General features: G+C 44.0%; 15 protein-coding genes and 1 pseudogene. 13 read left to right on the forward strand and 3 right to left on the reverse strand.

The window, feature by feature from the left end:
* Positions 1-28 precede the first annotated feature (28 nt).
* Complete coding sequence (locus LI82_RS02630; RefSeq protein WP_269078505.1) at positions 29-826, forward strand: NAD+ synthase; 798 nt, start codon at positions 29-31, stop codon at positions 824-826.
* A gap of 4 nt (positions 827-830) precedes the next feature.
* Here LI82_RS02630 and LI82_RS02635 read toward each other — a convergent pair whose 3' ends face one another.
* On the reverse strand, positions 831-2,132 hold the full coding sequence (locus LI82_RS02635; protein ID WP_048193410.1) for a tRNA(Ile)(2)-agmatinylcytidine synthase: 1,302 nt from the start codon (positions 2,130-2,132) through the stop codon (positions 831-833).
* A gap of 73 nt (positions 2,133-2,205) precedes the next feature.
* Here LI82_RS02635 and LI82_RS02640 point away from each other — a divergent pair, with 73 nt between their 5' ends.
* The 8 genes and pseudogenes from LI82_RS02640 to LI82_RS02675 all read left to right on the forward strand — a co-directional run bounded on the left by LI82_RS02640 (position 2,206) and on the right by LI82_RS02675 (position 10,290).
* The gene (locus LI82_RS02640) at positions 2,206-3,177 is read left to right on the forward strand and encodes a transcriptional regulator (RefSeq protein WP_048193411.1); all 972 of its coding nucleotides are present in this window, start codon (positions 2,206-2,208) and stop codon (positions 3,175-3,177) included.
* Positions 3,178-3,297: 120 nt separating this feature from the next.
* Positions 3,298-3,906, forward strand: a complete 609-nt coding sequence (gene purN / locus LI82_RS02645; protein WP_048193412.1) for a phosphoribosylglycinamide formyltransferase — start codon at positions 3,298-3,300, stop codon at positions 3,904-3,906.
* Positions 3,907-3,952: 46 nt separating this feature from the next.
* Positions 3,953-5,197, forward strand: coding sequence for a serine hydroxymethyltransferase (glyA, locus tag LI82_RS02650; protein WP_048193413.1), 1,245 nt, complete (start codon positions 3,953-3,955; stop codon positions 5,195-5,197).
* Positions 5,198-5,221: 24 nt separating this feature from the next.
* Positions 5,222-6,082 (forward strand): bifunctional methylenetetrahydrofolate dehydrogenase/methenyltetrahydrofolate cyclohydrolase, encoded by an 861-nt coding sequence (locus LI82_RS02655; RefSeq protein ID WP_048193414.1) that lies wholly within the window; start codon positions 5,222-5,224, stop codon positions 6,080-6,082.
* 73 nt (positions 6,083-6,155) lie between these two features.
* On the forward strand, positions 6,156-7,388 hold the full coding sequence (gene folP / locus LI82_RS02660) for a dihydropteroate synthase (RefSeq protein WP_048193415.1): 1,233 nt from the start codon (positions 6,156-6,158) through the stop codon (positions 7,386-7,388).
* 7 nt (positions 7,389-7,395) lie between these two features.
* Positions 7,396-8,010 (forward strand): annotated as a pseudogene (locus LI82_RS02665) (methylenetetrahydrofolate reductase C-terminal domain-containing protein).
* Positions 8,011-8,343: 333 nt separating this feature from the next.
* A complete protein-coding gene (locus tag LI82_RS12355; RefSeq protein ID WP_052402680.1) occupies positions 8,344-9,435 on the forward strand; it encodes a S1 family peptidase in 1,092 nt (363 codons plus the stop codon).
* A gap of 129 nt (positions 9,436-9,564) precedes the next feature.
* The gene (locus LI82_RS02675; RefSeq protein WP_052402682.1) at positions 9,565-10,290 is read left to right on the forward strand and encodes a hypothetical protein; all 726 of its coding nucleotides are present in this window, start codon (positions 9,565-9,567) and stop codon (positions 10,288-10,290) included.
* A 181-nt stretch (positions 10,291-10,471) separates the two neighbouring features.
* Here LI82_RS02675 and LI82_RS12360 read toward each other — a convergent pair whose 3' ends face one another.
* On the reverse strand, positions 10,472-11,206 hold the full coding sequence (locus tag LI82_RS12360) for a winged helix-turn-helix transcriptional regulator (protein ID WP_052402684.1): 735 nt from the start codon (positions 11,204-11,206) through the stop codon (positions 10,472-10,474).
* Positions 11,207-11,223: 17 nt separating this feature from the next.
* On the reverse strand, positions 11,224-11,646 hold the full coding sequence (locus LI82_RS02685) for a hypothetical protein (protein WP_048193416.1): 423 nt from the start codon (positions 11,644-11,646) through the stop codon (positions 11,224-11,226).
* Between the two features lie 288 nt (positions 11,647-11,934).
* On the opposite strand from LI82_RS02685, the gene LI82_RS02690 reads away from it, so the two are divergent.
* From LI82_RS02690 to LI82_RS02705, 4 genes are all read left to right on the forward strand, one after another.
* The gene (locus LI82_RS02690; RefSeq protein ID WP_081955737.1) at positions 11,935-12,336 is read left to right on the forward strand and encodes a hypothetical protein; all 402 of its coding nucleotides are present in this window, start codon (positions 11,935-11,937) and stop codon (positions 12,334-12,336) included.
* A 115-nt stretch (positions 12,337-12,451) separates the two neighbouring features.
* Positions 12,452-14,056, forward strand: coding sequence for a TolB family protein (locus tag LI82_RS02695; protein WP_048193418.1), 1,605 nt, complete (start codon positions 12,452-12,454; stop codon positions 14,054-14,056).
* The gene (locus LI82_RS02700; protein ID WP_048193419.1) at positions 14,056-14,961 is read left to right on the forward strand and encodes an ABC transporter permease; all 906 of its coding nucleotides are present in this window, start codon (positions 14,056-14,058) and stop codon (positions 14,959-14,961) included. The genes LI82_RS02695 and LI82_RS02700 overlap by 1 nt, the downstream gene beginning before the upstream one ends.
* A 5-nt stretch (positions 14,962-14,966) precedes the next feature.
* Positions 14,967-15,836 (forward strand): ABC transporter permease, encoded by an 870-nt coding sequence (locus tag LI82_RS02705; protein WP_048193420.1) that lies wholly within the window; start codon positions 14,967-14,969, stop codon positions 15,834-15,836.
* Positions 15,837-15,884 lie beyond the last annotated feature (48 nt).

Consider the following 15,884-nt stretch of genomic DNA (forward strand, 5'->3'; position numbering starts at 1 on the left):
CATAATAGTGCTCCTATTATATCATCAAATGGAACTTGATAGCATGGATATGGAAAAAGCGAAGGACATTATTGTGGATTTTATCGGGACTAAGCTGGGTGAAGCAGGTATCTCCGGAGCTGTTGTAGGCATCAGCGGTGGCATCGATTCAGCACTGGTGGCATACCTTGCTGTTGAAGCGCTGGGTGCTGAGAATGTATTGGGTATCCATATGCCGGAGAACGCTACTCCCGGATCCGAAGTAAATGATGCAAAAGAGGTTGCAGAAAGGCTGGGTATCGACTTCAAGATCGTTAATATCTCTGACATCCTTGCTACTTACAAGGATACGATGCCTGACATCTCTGAAGCCACAGCTCCTGTTGATGGTAACCTGAAAGCAAGGATCAGGATGTCTGTACTTTACTACTATGCCAATATGCTTGGCAGGGTCGTGATGGGTACCGGTAACAAGACGGAGATCCTTCTGGGATACTTCACAAAATACGGGGATGGCGGTGTTGACCTTGAACCCATTGGTGACCTTTACAAGACCGAGGTCAGGGAAATGTCAGAGATGCTTGATATGCCTGAAAGCATACTCAACAAGGCACCTTCTGCAGGATTGTGGGAAGGCCAGACCGATGAGGAGGACCTTGGTGTTCCCTACGAGACCATCGACAAGGTCCTTGAACCTATCCTTGCAGGTGAAGGTCAGGAACGTGTGAGTGCAAGGCTTGGAGTTCCCATGACGGACATAACTTCACTGATGAAGCGCTTAAGGCTCAATATGCACAAAAGGACAAGTCCTCCGATAGCTGATCTCGATGAGCTTCGGGAAGACTGAAATATCATCTTGATGGGAATATCTTCCCATCTTCTTCTCCTTCCTTTTTTTCTTTCACACAGCGTACAAGGGGCATTGCAAGATGCCTGCGTGCGCATGGGGGGACCTCATATATTCCTGTTTCAAGGTCTCTTTCCACTTTAACAAGTTCAGCGCAGTCTGCAGATGTTCCACACTTCCTGCAGCGATAACCCTGCCCTTTGCCTGCGGATTTCATATTTTTGCCACATTCCGGGCACGAAGGGTTAACGGATTCATATTTTTCTGCAAGGGATATTATCTTTAATTTTTCGATGTTCAGTGTATTGTTCTTGACACTACCTGAGAAGACAATCCTGTCTCCCGGGATGAACTTACGGGCGAGTTCCCTGAAGTTCTTGGTAGGCTCATAAGCAGCACAGTCCATCTCGTCTCCTGAATCGTCCCGGATGGAGAATATTGTATGTCCTCCTCTGATGGTCTCCGGATCTGTTGCCACCGTAACTTCGATGGTGTAGGAATGGAGGTCCCTGATGTCCGAAATCTTTTCTACAGGTATAAGGTGAAGGTCTGTTCCCTGGTCTGTCCGGTATACCATGTGTCGTTCCACAGGTTCGGAGCTTATCATCTGTGATGTTCTTGTTACCACATCGATGCTGTTACCACGGATACCGAAAAGCACAGGGTCTCCTGCATGCGGGATACAGACCACAAGGTCGTTTGCAAAGTCCACAGTATCCCAGGTGTCCGGATATGTTTCCAGGTCTGCTTTCCTTACACTTTCCTCATCAACTTCCCTTGGTGTTCCCCATGCATTTTTTTCCCTGTATGCAAGGTACTCATAAGTGTGATCCCATCCGGGATTTAGCATGGCACCGCAGGCAGCAAGGGCACCTATAAGGCCTCTTCCATTCTTTAATCCCTTTGATGGCAGGCCAAGTTCTGAAATAAGGTTCTTTGCATCCTCTATTTCCAGTACCTCACGTACTGCCTGCATGAAGAAGTTCCCGAGTGCTTTCTTTGCCTTTTCCTGCTCTCCTTCGGGGATGAACACGATTCCCGGGTTTGTCATATCGCTTTGAAGTTCTGCCAGCTCTTCAACTCTTGAGATAACATGTTCCATGACCTTTTCCGGTTCCCTGGTATCAATTTCAAAGGCTGTAGATGCATTTCCACGAGTCTTGTAGGGTATTGTGGGATTGAGGCGTATGAGTATCGGGCTGTCTATGATATTGCCGTACTCTTTCAGCTCATCCATTAGCATTGCACACAGGTATGTAGTGCACATTCCCTCTCTGGAATCGGTATCATCTATAGCTATGATCATGTTCTCTTGTTCCGTGTTCGTTTATATACTAACAAATACCTTTATATAGATGTGCAATCAATCATTTATCGCAATGACAAAGGATATTCTGATACATCAGATCATTGAAGTATTGGAACGCGCTGATTTCACGGTTTCAAATCGATGCAATATCAGGCCTCGGAGCTTCGATCTCGCTGCACGTCAGGATAATACGCTCCTATTCTGTAAGGTCTTATACAACATTGACGGTCTGAACGAAGAGACTGCCCGGGAAATGATAACTCTGGCAGAGTACCTTGGTGGTTATCCGATACTTGTGGGTGCAAAGACACGTGACCAGATGCTTGAGGATAGCGTAGTGTATATGAGATATGATATACCTGCGTTGAATGTCCAGACGCTTTATGATTATTTTGTGGAGAGTGTTCCCCCGCTTGTATCTGCAGCACCTGGCGGTTTGTATGTGTCCATCGACGGTGATGTGCTGAAAAACGCAAGAATGGACATCTCTATGTCACTGGGAGCGCTCGCTTCCGAGCTTGGAGTATCCCGCCGTACCATTAGTAAATATGAAGAAGGGCAGATGGATGCTTCAATTGACATTGTATTGCATCTTGAGGAGATCCTTGATGTTGCACTTGCAAAGTCCATTGACATCCTGCGCAGCTTTGAGAAAGAACTGGAACCTGCAAGTACCAAAGAAGAAGAGCCAGAGAGGGCTACTCCTCCAAATGACAATATCCTCAACCTGATCTATACGCTGGGCTATGATGTTCTTTCAACGAACCAGGCACCATTTAAGGCGGTATCCAAGGATTATTCCAGTACTTTCCTTACAGGTGTTAGCGAATACAGCAATGCAATGCTAAAGCGAGCCCACCTCATGAGCAGTATATCGGATGTTATCCAGACACAATCTGTTTTCATTGTGGAAGGTAAGAGCAGGTATGAGTCCGTGGAGAACACAGTTCTTATCGAGAGGGATGAACTTAATTCATTATCCGATGCAGACGACCTTGAAACCCTTATTAATGAGAGGGCAAGGCACAGAAAGGAAAACTGATCGGACGCACTTTTATTCCATAAATTGCTTTTTAGTTTTTTTCTGAAAAAACGTGATCCGGATATTTCTGCTTATATAATCCCAAAACTCTAATATATAGCAATCTCGTATGGGTGAGCAATGACTCTCAATATTGCAGTTCTTGTCTCTGGACGCGGTTCGAACCTGCAGTCCATTATTGATAACATTGAAAATGGCTATATTCCGGATGCTGCCATCAAAGTGGTTGTCAGTGATAAAGGGGATGCCTATGCACTTGAGAGGGCTAAAGATAACGGTATTGATGCGGTATTCGTGGATCCTTCGGCATTTGGCGGAAAGAAGGGCTATGAGGAAGAGGTTCTTAGGACGCTTGCAAAATATGATATACAGCTGGTTCTCCTTGCAGGATACATGCGTATCATTGGCAGGGATGTAATAGAAGCATATAAGAACCGTATGATGAACATCCATCCCGCACTTTTACCATCCTTCATGGGCCTGCATGCACAGAAACAGGCATTTGATTACGGTGTCAAGGTCGCTGGCTGCACAGTGCATTTCGTCGATGAGGGTATGGACACCGGACCAATAATCCTCCAGAGATGTGTTCCCGTGCTTGAGGGGGACACCGAGGACACTCTTGCAGGTCGCATCCTGGAACAGGAGCATAAGATCTACCCCGAGGCCGTAAAACTGTTCGCAGAGGACAGATTGAAGGTGGACGGTAGGATCGTATCTATCTTATAATCAATTGATCAATTTAAAACGATAGCTATCAAAGGAACGATAAACTATGTCTTATATCTCAGATATCGACCCAGAAATTGCCAATGCATTGGAATTGGAGGCAAATCGCCAGGATTACAAGCTGAACCTTATTGCTTCAGAGAACTACACAAGCCGTGCGGTCATGGAAGCACAGGGTTGCATTATGACCAACAAGTACGCAGAAGGTTATTCCGGAAAGCGTTATTATGGTGGTTGTGAATTTGTTGATATTGCAGAGACCCTTGCTATCGAGAGAGCAAAGGAGATCTTTAATGCAGAACATGTGAACGTCCAGCCACATTCCGGCTCAGGCGCAAATATGGCAGTTTACTTCTCAGTGCTTAAGCCAGGCGACAAGATCATGTCAATGGACCTTTCCCATGGGGGTCACCTCTCCCACGGAAGTCCTGTAAGCTTCTCCGGCCAGCTCTACAACATCGTACCATATGGTGTTTCCAAAGAGAACGAGATGCTTGACTACGATGCACTCATGGAGATGGCAAAGGAAGAGAAGCCACAGATGATCGTTGTAGGAGCTTCCGCATACTCCAGGACCATTGATTTCAAGCGCTTCAGGGAAATTGCAGATGCTGTCGGGGCATACCTGCTTGCAGATGTTGCACACATCGCAGGTCTGATCGCTGCCGGTGTTCACCCAAACCCATTCCCACATGCTGACTTTGTGACCACTACCACACACAAGACCCTCCGTGGTCCAAGGGGTGGAATGGTAATGTGCAAGGAAGAGTATGCAAAAGGGGTCGATAAGGCAGTTTTCCCGGGAATCCAGGGCGGCCCTCTTATGCACATCATCGCTGCAAAGGCAGTTGCATTCAAGGAAGCACAGAGCGAGGCTTTCAAGAAGGACCAGGAACAGACCATAAAGAATGCAAAGGCACTTTGTGCAGCACTTCAGGAGAGAGGCTTTGATATCGTGTCTGAAGGTACTGACAACCACCTTATGCTCCTCAACCTCAACAAGTACGACATCACCGGAAAGGATGCAGAGGTCGTCATGAGCAAGGCAGGTATCGTGATCAACAAGAACACCATCCCATTCGAGACCAGAGGTCCATTCATCACCAGCGGACTGAGGGCAGGAACACCTGCTTCAACAACCCGTGGAATGAAGGAGCCTGAGATGGTAGAGATCGCTGATTTCTTCGAGACCATCCTCAACAACAAGGATGACGACAAGGTTCTTGAAGCAGTCAATGCGGATGCACAGGAACTCTGCAGCCGTTTCCCAATCTACGAGCACTTGAAATAAACGGAAATTAGAAGGTGAACTGCAATGTCTGACGAGGACCAGAACAAGATCATTGATGGAAGAGCTGTTGCAAAGAAAGTGGAAGCTGAAGTTAAGGAAGGAGTTGAGAAGCTCAAGAGTGAAAAAGGAATCACTCCCGGACTGGCTACCATTCTTGTAGGCGATGACCCTGCATCAAAGATGTATGTGAGGTTAAAACACAAAGCATGTGACCGTGTAGGCGTTTATGCAGAGGATCACCCGCTTCCTGAGTCCACGACCCAGGAAGAACTTCTTGACCTTATTAGCAAACTGAACTCAAGGGAAGATATCCATGGTATTCTCCTGCAGCTTCCGCTTCCCGCACATCTCAATGAGCAGGAAGCAATGAATGCCATAGATCCTGCAAAGGATGCGGACGGTTTCCACCCCTTCAACATGGGCCAGCTTCTCATCGGTATCGAGGAACTTGTACCATGCACCCCAAAGGGTGTAATCCGTGCACTTGAGGAATACAACATTGACATACAGGGTAAACATGCGGTGATCGTAGGTCACAGCAATGTGGTCGGAAAACCCATGGCTGCAATGCTTGTGAACAGGAACGCCACTGTTTCCGTGTGCCATGTGTTCACCGAGGACACCTCAAAGTTCACGAAAGAAGCAGACATCCTTGTGGTCGCCACAGGCGTGAAGCATCTCATCAAGGAAGACATGGTGAAGGAAGGCGCTGTGATCTTTGATGTTGGTATCACTGAGGAGAACGGTAAGGTCTACGGAGACGTTGACTTTGAGAACGTCATCAAGAAAGCTGCCCTGGTAACCCCGGTTCCAGGCGGAGTTGGTCCTGTGACCATTTCCATACTCATGCAGCATGTCCTGATGGCAGCACAGAAGACTGCTTAAAGGCAGTCTGCACTTTTTTCTTTTCAACAGTATTATATATAATTGATAAAAACTCATAATCACTGGTTATACAATGGTTGTTGACGTTGACATATGTGGCCTGAAAGTAGGTGATGAGCACCCCGTACGCTTAATGGGTGTTATAAACTTAAGCCGTGAATCTTTTTACAAGGGGTCTGTGGTAGACGCAGATTCCGTTCTTGATGTTGCTTATAAGATGGTCAACGATGGGGCTACCATCATTGACCTCGGTGCAAGGTCCACCTGGCCGCTGGCCGATCCCATCACAAAACAGGAAGAATGCGACCGTCTTTTACCTGCGCTTGAGCTACTGAAGGACAATTTGGATGCTGTGATCTCAGTGGACACTGTGTTCTCGGACATTGCGGAGAAGGCGCTGGAAAAAGGTGCTGACGTCGTCAATGACGTTGCAGGGTTTGCAACAGACGGCGGAATGCTGGATGTGGTTGCAGACCACGGCTGCCCGGCTGTTGTCATGGCAGCTGGAAAGCTTCCTGGTGATCCGCTGGGAATGGATGCCATCATGCGTTCCCTTGACGACATCCTTGTACGCTCCGAGGAACGTGGAATTGATACTGACCAGCTTATCCTGGACCCTGCCATCGGCAAATGGGTGCCTGAAAAACTTCCGATGTACGACCTTGAGACCATCGACCAGTTTGAGCGTCTGAAAGTGTTCGAAAAACCACTTCTTGCAGCCATCTCCCGCAAATCGTTCATCGGGGACCTGCTCAACAAACCTGCAACCGAGCGCCTTTACGGCAGTCTGGCAGCAGCAGCTATCGTTGTCCAGAAGGGTGCACATATCATCCGAACCCACGACGTGGCAGAGACTCTGGACGTTGTGCAGATCGCAGGGGCCATACGCAGCAGGCAGCCGATGGTTGAAGAGAACGGCTTCGAGGTCAGTGTGCTGGACATAGCAAATCCTGATGATGCGGCTCTTGCAATGCGGAATATTGGTGTGACAGGCACTGGTTCCACCATCATGAAAGGCAAGACCGTGAACCGTGTGCTGAAGATCAGCAACATAACCACAACTGAGGCCCTGATCATCAAGCAGGAGATCCTGGCACGCGGCGGTGATGCAGCGCTTGAACGTGATGCTGTTTCCCATGAGACCGAGAAGACCGATGTCATTGTAATGGGCACATTGCTCCAGGTCAGGAAACTTGCCGATAAGCTCGAATGCCAGGCAAGGAACCTTCCGCTGATATCAAAGATGATCAAAGACGCACTGAAACAGGAATCTGACATTGAATACTCCTATATGAACAAGATATGAGGGAACCATGATAATCTCATCTTCCAAACCCTTTAGCGAGATCCTTGACATGCTGGCGGACAAGGAGTCCGTCTTTATCGTAGGCTGCAGCGTATGCGCCGCCAAGCAGCATGTGGGAGGAGAACCTGAGGTGGAGGAGATGAAATCCAACCTTAAGGATGCCGGAGTAAATGTTATCGGTGGAGTTGTTGCAAAGGCAGCATGCAGTGTTCGCTCATGCGAAGCCCTTTAGGAACTTGCACCTGAGATAAAGGATGCCGATGCAGTGCTTGTCATGGCATGCGGAAGCGGTACTTCCAACATCGCACGCTTTGTGGATGTGGATGTCTATCCTGCCAACAACACCGATTCCCTGGGTGCCATGGCAGGGGATAAGGTCATCCATCATCTATGTGCCATGTGCGGCCAGTGCACCATTGCCCAGTTCGGTGGCGTCTGTCCCACAGCCCAGTGCCCCAAGGAACTTCTCAACGGTCCCTGCGGTGGTTCCATGGATGGCAAGTGTGAGGTGGATCCCGAGAAGGATTGTGCCTGGGAGCTGATCTACGAGCGCCTTGAGAGGATCGGTCGTCTGGATCTGCTGGAAGAGGTCCGGGATGCGAAGGATCGGCTGGTGAAGTGAGTTTTCCGGTCTTTCTGTAATTAAAGATGCTTTTTTGTTGGTCGGCTTCAAGGTTGGATGTAGGGAAGTTGCCTGATTTCTGACATATCTTCCCTCTAAAAAACAGGATGTCTTTTGTATTCAACTGCTCTCTTTCAGTTGGATGATGTGGACAGATTATATTTATAATGTGACTTAGTTAGAATAGAATACAACATCGTAAAGATGTTAGTGGGAGTTCAGCCAGTCTTGACGGAATAACTGAAGCCCCGTGCCTTGAGGCAGGGTTATACTTTGCTGTTTGTACTATATAAGCGTAGCTTTGCCTCTGGAGAAATAAATGAGGTACATATAATGAAAAGTATGCTAAAGATAAGCCTGGGCATAATGATTATAAGCATTTTGCTCACTGGGTTCGCATGGGCAGTATCATCCGATTCCATCCAAGATGAATCTTTTGAAGAATATTATTATTTCCCGGATTATGGGTCAAGTACATTTGATTCCCTAAAAGAAGATTCAAAGTTGATCGAATCTCGAGGAACCGTACCTGTAATTACAGAAGATAAAGAAAAGATGGAATGGTTAGATACAATTTGGGAGTGCATTAACAATTCGGGAAAAGAGCTTCATCCCTACATGAAAGAAAATGGGGGACCATTGATCGGCTTCGGTGTTGACTATGGCGGATATATATTTGTTGAGTTTGATGAAGAAATAAAAGATGTTGATAAATATACGATTGACAAATTCTACAACATAATAAATGCAAATGCAAAAAAAGTAGAAATATTTGATGTTCCAGTAGTTTTCACAAAAGGAGAAAAAGTGTATCTTGACTCACGCACTTCTATATGGAATAACCTAATTGGTGGTATACAGATAGTAAGATCAACTGGTACGCCCTCAACGCTCTCATTTGCTGCAGAAGACAGTAGTGGTACAAAAGGATTTGTAATTTCCGGACATGCAGCATTTAATGCAGGTGGTGTTGGTGCAAGCATTTATCAACCTACCACTGCAACAAAAGTAGGTGAAGTCAATTATCTCACAGGTCATTTTGCAGATGCTGCATGGGTGGAAGCAAGTAATGTCGAAGATAACATTTATTATACCGACGTGGATGATGTTAGAGATGTACGCTCATATTATGATCCTTCCTTAGGGTCCAAAGTTTACAAGTCAGGAATAGCCACTGGTCTGACATCCGGTTATGTTAATAAGAGATATTTTAGTGTAACCCATCCCAATTTTGGAACTCTTTATGACCAATTCCGTGCAGATTATGATTCAGCTGGCGGCGATAGCGGTGCCCCTATATTTTCGAAGTATGGGGATCAGGTAATAATTCATGGTGTACACTGGGGCAGCACTGACACAAACACCTATTTCTCACCAATTAGTGGTGTTGAGTTGGATTTAGATGTAACTCCTTTGACTAGCTGAAATATGAGGCTTTTCGTAGTTTAGCCAAACGATTAGTAATCGTTTGGCATTTTTATAATGTTAGTAAGTTTATAGAAAGCTCATAGAAATATTGCAATATACAAATAAAATACCTCTGGGGGATGTGGAATGATCAAAAATAGTAAAATTGGAAAAATCATAATAATCATATTGTTCTTATCTATTTCATCAGTAATTGTTGTAAGTGCGGAGGATAGAGAATTGAGCAATTCTGAATATATGGGCGAAGATATGCCCTTACCTGACTATGGCCCGGAGATTTTTGAAGAAGCTAAAAGTGATCCGTCGTTTATAGCTGCCTATGGGACAATGCCTGTAATTAAGGAGAAGAGTGAAAAAATAAGATGGACGGATCTGCTTGGCCATACTAAGGATAGGGAACTTGACCCTTTTTTTGCTGAGTTTGGAGGGGCGGTAATAGGTTACGGGGTCAGCATCAACGGATATTTATCTGTGGATATGGACATAGAAAACCCGGAAAAAGTAAATGAGTCCGTAATTGATGAAATATATCAGACGATAGACAGGCACTTTGAACAGGAAGCAGGCATAAATGAAGTGCCGGTTATATTTGAATGGGGGGAACGGGTTATTCTGGATGAAGGAGTCGCAGCTGCCCCTTCGCCAGGTAATGAAGATATTAAGGTGGTAGATGATGATGGAAATGTTATAACCTATACCAAAGATGAAGCATATTTCGACGAAGATGGAAATCTTGTGATCATAGACAATGAAACAACACAGGAAGAACCCGGGACAAACAAGCAAACACCAGGTTTCACTTCAATAATGCTCATTATCGGACTGTTGTTATCGGCAAGGGGTAGAAAGTGATAGGTCTTGTGATCCTATCTCTAAAACCAAGAAGAACATTACGATGATGTGATGGAAATATTCATCAGCGTTCTTTGTTACGTTTGCCCACGTTTCATTTATCTGGTACCGGAGAAAAGAAGGGCTGGTATCACCTTCCATTCTCTTTGATACCGGGGCATATTCTGAAATCACCTGATGATCAACTAGCTGAAATGCCAGATTCTGATTCTGATATTAGTCTTTCCATATCTGTCTTTATTGTCGGATTAATAAAGCATCTTTTGTATTTCCCATCGTTTTTAATATCTACAAGTCCTTCATTGTTCATGTCACTAATATGCCAGTGCACTGTACTTTTGTCCAGACAAAATTTCTGAGTTAGGTCCCAATTTGTTATTCCCGGTTCACGAAGAATGGAAATCAAAATGCATTTTTTTGTGTCATTTCGAAGGAAGAATTCAATTTTTTGTTCTGAGTCGGTGTGTTTATAAGAATTCTTAAAAACCATTACCAATCTTCCTTTCCTTACACATTTTACTTTGTTGTAAATCTGAAGCATTTTCAAATGGTATCTGATAGTACCTCTGTTCAATTTGAGTTGTCTTTCAATTTCGGATTTTGTAGTTCCGGGATTAGCTGTTATAAATTCGAGAATTTCATCCCGATTTTGATTTTTGCAGTTTTGTCTTACTCTTCCGAGCAATAAAGGCAGAAACTTGTAAAGAGTTACGGAAGTCGCCAGCAGTCCTGAGATGTATATGAGTTGAAGCTTAAATGGAAGTTCCCAAAAGGATAACGTGCGGTCAAAACCACCGCCAGGATACATTCCCCTTTCAGGACCGGTGTGTGGGACTATTTCATACTCGCTCGCACTGACCAAAGTGGGAATGCAAACGAGTATGGTCAATAAGAGTGAAGCCCACAATTTCTTCATATGTTATTAGAATATTTTCAGATATAATAGTCTTCTGTTCCACTGACACTATATCCGTAAACCTCACATCTCCAGGTACCAAGATCTATTCCGCTGGAGTTTCTGATATCAATATTGATCCTTCCGTCAATACTGCCATCGTAACTGTCATAGAATGTTCCAACATGCTGGTTATCTGGGTCATATACTCTGAGCCTGAGTGAATCGCTGCTGTCTTCCCAGTTCAGGTCTATGTGAAGGCAAGTTGTGTAAGAACTGACTTGTTTACTATGCCAGTCTGTTTCTCCCTGTGTAATGGTGTTTGTTACCCATCTTGGCGTGATCGTAATGTCTGACTTGACAGGAACGATGGTATATCCGTTGTCCTGACTGGCGGTAGCTGCGGCAAAAGATACCGATATAAGCATTACCATTAGTAATAATCCAATTTTTCTGATCATCTATATCCTCCAAAATTTTACAAAACATCTTGTAAAAAAATAGGATATAAGTTTTGTGTCCATATCATCCAACTGAAAAGGAACAGTTGGATGATATGGACAGATTATATTTATACAAAGTCAACTCAGGAAAATAAGACATCATAAAGATGTTTGATGGAGTTCAAACAATCCGTTTCATCTGTATTTGAACTCCACAAGCCCTGAGGCATGGTATTGTTGGTTTTGAGATATTTAAAACTTGCTTGCTTGTGCCTCTGGAGTAAATTGAATGAGGTAAATGAAAGAATGAAAACAAGCACAATTGCAAAGATTGGAATTTCGATGCTGGTCATGCTGATAGCTGTTGGAACGGCTTCAGCAGACGGGGGTTCATCGTATTCCAGTGCAGAATTGATTAGTGTTCCAGATGGAGATATTGATATATGGACTGGTGATTTCACTGCAGATGACTGGTATCAATTTACTGTAAACAATGGTGATGATGCTTATATCGATCTGGACTACAATTTTGCACAGTATGGTGGAGAGATGAAGCTATATGATGACAGTTCGAGTGACATTGAAGCATGGGTTAGCAGTTCACATAATGACCACACTGCAGATTTACAGGCATATCCGAAACCACGTATTGAAATCAATGCAGGCAGTCAATTTTCCTACAAGTTCATCGCTGGTCTGAACATTTAATATGTTCGCTCAGGGATTTTTCGAAGAGGTTGGGGTCTGCTCAATCTTTTCTAATTTTTTACTCGTTATATTCCATAATAAAACAAGCAAAGATGTCAAAAACAGAGAGGATTAAATGTTCAATAAACAAATCAAATTAATATTGATGTTCATTGCAGTGGTTTGCATATCTTTTCAACCCGTTTCTGCAAGTGACAGTCTGAAACAGACAAATGCAACCTTTGTATCCGATCTGAATCAGACCGCAGGAAAAGATATCAGAAGTCTTGTGGACACAAGCCGCCTTGATATCGGAAACACCCTTGTTTTTGATGTACTCTGGAGCCCTGGCGGTAATCGCATGCTGATCGATACATTTGTCAGTGCATACCCGAAAGGGAACCCTCGGCTTGGCGGTGTATCCGCACTGTATTCAGTAAATCCAGATGGTTCCGGGATAACACGGATTGCGTGGGGAGAATGTACTTCCGGTAGCTACGGGAAAATAGTTACAACGCCGGTATGGAGTCAGTCTGGTGATTATTTTGCATATATGGAATTGTTGGAAGGAAGTATGCATAGGATAGAATCTGCTCAACTTTTTGTTATGTCAAATAATCTCGAACTGATTGAAAAAATAGATTATGATCCGGGAAGTGTTCTGTGTAGTCCAGAATGGACTCCAAAATGGTCTCCAACAGAAGATAAACTAGTTGCGATTGTATCTGGAAAAATCAACGTTTATGACTTGGATGAAAATACGAATTTCAGCTTTGAAATGCGCGATGCCACCGCAGATGTAGAAGATATGGAATGGTCTCCAAATGGCGAGAAAATTGTATTTTTAAAAAATAACCACGATGTTATTACTTTGGATATTGAAAGCAGAGAAATTAATACGATTTTTTCTGCAGAGCGGCTTATAATGTATGGGGAAAAATGGAGTCCTGACAGTAAAAAGATAATTTTCTGCAAGACAAAAGGCTTGGAGGAGTCGGGCGATTTTAGTTACAATGTCTATCTTCTGGCTGAATGCTTGGAACATCCTACAAAAATTATAACTTTTAACTCGGGTTCGTCAAGGGTGATACAGTGGTATCCGGACAGTGAAAGGCTTCTTGTTAAAAAAAGGGATGGTGATGACTCATATGCACTGTATTCACTCTCAATGACCGGAGACCTGAAAAAACTGATAGATGGTGATCATGATCTTGATGGAATGGTGGGTCCGAATGGTTATATTTTAGCATCCGTTCCCAATTCCGGCTCTAGGTTCCCTCCTTATATAGAAACGTATGATCTGTTCCTGCTCACTGGATCAGATAAACTAACGATCGAAAATGTGAACTATTACGCCTGGAAAGGTACGGATCTGGTATTCGTCAAAGATAATGAGATCTCAGTACTGAACACCAGTACACACGATACCCGGGTTATATCGCTGCCAGTAAAGAATTCTGCCGGGATCAGTTTGGATCCATCCGGACACTTCATTGCTGTGGATAATTATATTTTCGGGTTGGATGAACAGGCCCTTCCTCTAACAACTGCTGGAAATGACGTGAACAGTACAGTAACCGAAGTGGTGATACTCAATAATGACACGGACGATCATTCTGGGGTAAGCACTACAATGGAGACTTCTTCTAAACTTCCCGGATTTACTGCGATTATTGCAGTTACAGGAGTACTAATTGCATTTGCCGGTACAAATTGGAAGAAATTACGGAAGGATCAGTAATGAAAACAAATCGGAATGTGTTTGTGATCGCACAAAAAGAATTTGCAGATAACTTATGGAGTCCGAAGTTCATAACGTTGCTCCTTACGTTCATAGTAATTGTTTTTTCGAAAAGTTATATTGCTGGAATTGGGGCAGAAGGTAATATATTCGGTGGAAGATTCCTTGATATTGGTCAAATTATTGCCCTCTTCCTGCCATTTATGGGGATAGCACTTGGTTTTGATGCGATGAGTAAAGAGCGTGAAAGCGGTTCTTTGAATGTGCTTCTTACGCATCCGCTGTACAGGGATACTATAATTACGGGGAAAACACTGGGAGCAATGTTGACATTAGCGATGGTAGTATTTGTATCAACTATCACTGTTCTCGGGACACTGCTTGTAACATCAGGAGCCGAGTTAAGTTCTCTGATACTAAACAGATTTGTGATTTTTGCAATTCTCACATATCTCTTTCTCTCGATTTTCGTGGCTCTTGGCATACTTGGTTCGATCATCACAAAAAATGCAACAAAGTCACTAATATACAATATTGCTATCTGGCTTGTTTTTTGTATTGCATTTGGTATGATTGTAGCCACAGCTTCTTCCATTGCAACCGGGGAGAAACCTCTGGATCTAAGTAATAACGATCATTTTTTAGAAGTCAATGCGGTTGTTCAAAAATTATCTCCGAATCACCATTATGCTATGACGGTAAGTGGCAGGCCCAGTTTCAGCTGGTTAGGTGTTTCAAGTGAGAAACCAAACGTGAGAGGAATTTCTGATACAGAACATACGCTGGAACAGTGGTGGGATGAACTCTGGCCAAATGTTATTGTTTTAATCGTTACTCCTGCCTTTTTAACAATAATGGCATTTATGGCATTTTTACGTCAGGATATATCAAAGGACATGGGGTGATTTGAATGAAAAGCAGGAACGTATTTGTGATCGCCCAGAAAGAAGTTGCCGATCATCTCCGGGATTCCGGGTTTTTGGTGTTGCTTGCAACATATACCCTGATAGTATTTGCCTCTACATACATGTACGGCTCCATGAAGCATGAGGCAGGTTCAGTACTTCTGAGCAGCATCAATGTTAAAATGATATCCCTGTTTTGTCCCTTGATCGGCATTGTGCTGGGGTTTGATGCGGTCGTCAGAGAGCGGAAGTCGGGATCTTTGAATGTGCTATTGACCCATCCGCTATTCAGGGATAATGTAATCGCAGGGAAGTTACTTGGATCAATGATGGTTTTGGCTGGCATCATCGTGTTTTCGGTATTTGTATCCATTGGAACATTGCTGATCTTCTATGGAGCCGATGTCGGACAGACGGAACTGATTAGAATAGCTGTTTTCACCGTTCTCACATTTCTCTATGTGTCGATATTTTTGGGAATTGCAGTTCTCATCTCAACGATGGTAAAGGATGGCACCGATTCACTGACCTATAACGTTGTTATATGGCTTTTTATCGGCATCTTGTTTGGTGGAGTTCTCAAAGTTGCTGTTGTCATATTGACGGGTGATACATCGAACGAAAGTGTACTGATTACGCAGCTCTTGAGCATGTCCCCACTACATCACTATGCTGAGGCGGTTTTGGGTGAATTGGATCTTAGTTTTGGTGGATTTAACAGTGAGCCGGTCATAGGAGGTATTTTCGATACCGGATATAGCCTCACACAGTGCTTAAAAGAATTCTGGATGAATATTGCAGTGCTGATAGTGACCCCGATTGTATTGTTCATTGCAACGTTCATCACCTTTCTCAGAAAGGATATTACTTTGTAAAGTGATAAAATGGTATACAAAATACAACATCTCAGGAAAACGGGGATT

The sequence above is a fragment of the Methanococcoides methylutens genome (assembly GCF_000765475.1).
Taxonomy (GTDB): Archaea; Halobacteriota; Methanosarcinia; order Methanosarcinales; family Methanosarcinaceae; genus Methanococcoides; species Methanococcoides methylutens.

Excerpts from the sequence above, each read along its gene's own strand:
- LI82_RS02630 (WP_269078505.1), top strand. The coding sequence starts at position 29 with ATGGAACTTGATAGCATGGATATGGAAAAAGCGAAGGACATTATTGTG.
- LI82_RS02635 (WP_048193410.1), bottom strand. The coding sequence starts at position 2,132 with ATGATCATAGCTATAGATGATACCGATTCCAGAGAGGGAATGTGCACT.
- LI82_RS02640 (WP_048193411.1), top strand. The coding sequence starts at position 2,206 with ATGACAAAGGATATTCTGATACATCAGATCATTGAAGTATTGGAACGC.
- purN (WP_048193412.1), top strand. The coding sequence starts at position 3,298 with ATGACTCTCAATATTGCAGTTCTTGTCTCTGGACGCGGTTCGAACCTG.
- glyA (WP_048193413.1), top strand. The coding sequence starts at position 3,953 with ATGTCTTATATCTCAGATATCGACCCAGAAATTGCCAATGCATTGGAA.
- LI82_RS02655 (WP_048193414.1), top strand. The coding sequence starts at position 5,222 with ATGTCTGACGAGGACCAGAACAAGATCATTGATGGAAGAGCTGTTGCA.
- folP (WP_048193415.1), top strand. The coding sequence starts at position 6,156 with ATGGTTGTTGACGTTGACATATGTGGCCTGAAAGTAGGTGATGAGCAC.
- LI82_RS12355 (WP_052402680.1), top strand. The coding sequence starts at position 8,344 with ATGAAAAGTATGCTAAAGATAAGCCTGGGCATAATGATTATAAGCATT.
- LI82_RS02675 (WP_052402682.1), top strand. The coding sequence starts at position 9,565 with ATGATCAAAAATAGTAAAATTGGAAAAATCATAATAATCATATTGTTC.
- LI82_RS12360 (WP_052402684.1), bottom strand. The coding sequence starts at position 11,206 with ATGAAGAAATTGTGGGCTTCACTCTTATTGACCATACTCGTTTGCATT.
- LI82_RS02685 (WP_048193416.1), bottom strand. The coding sequence starts at position 11,646 with ATGATCAGAAAAATTGGATTATTACTAATGGTAATGCTTATATCGGTA.
- LI82_RS02690 (WP_081955737.1), top strand. The coding sequence starts at position 11,935 with ATGAAAACAAGCACAATTGCAAAGATTGGAATTTCGATGCTGGTCATG.
- LI82_RS02695 (WP_048193418.1), top strand. The coding sequence starts at position 12,452 with ATGTTCAATAAACAAATCAAATTAATATTGATGTTCATTGCAGTGGTT.
- LI82_RS02700 (WP_048193419.1), top strand. The coding sequence starts at position 14,056 with ATGAAAACAAATCGGAATGTGTTTGTGATCGCACAAAAAGAATTTGCA.
- LI82_RS02705 (WP_048193420.1), top strand. The coding sequence starts at position 14,967 with ATGAAAAGCAGGAACGTATTTGTGATCGCCCAGAAAGAAGTTGCCGAT.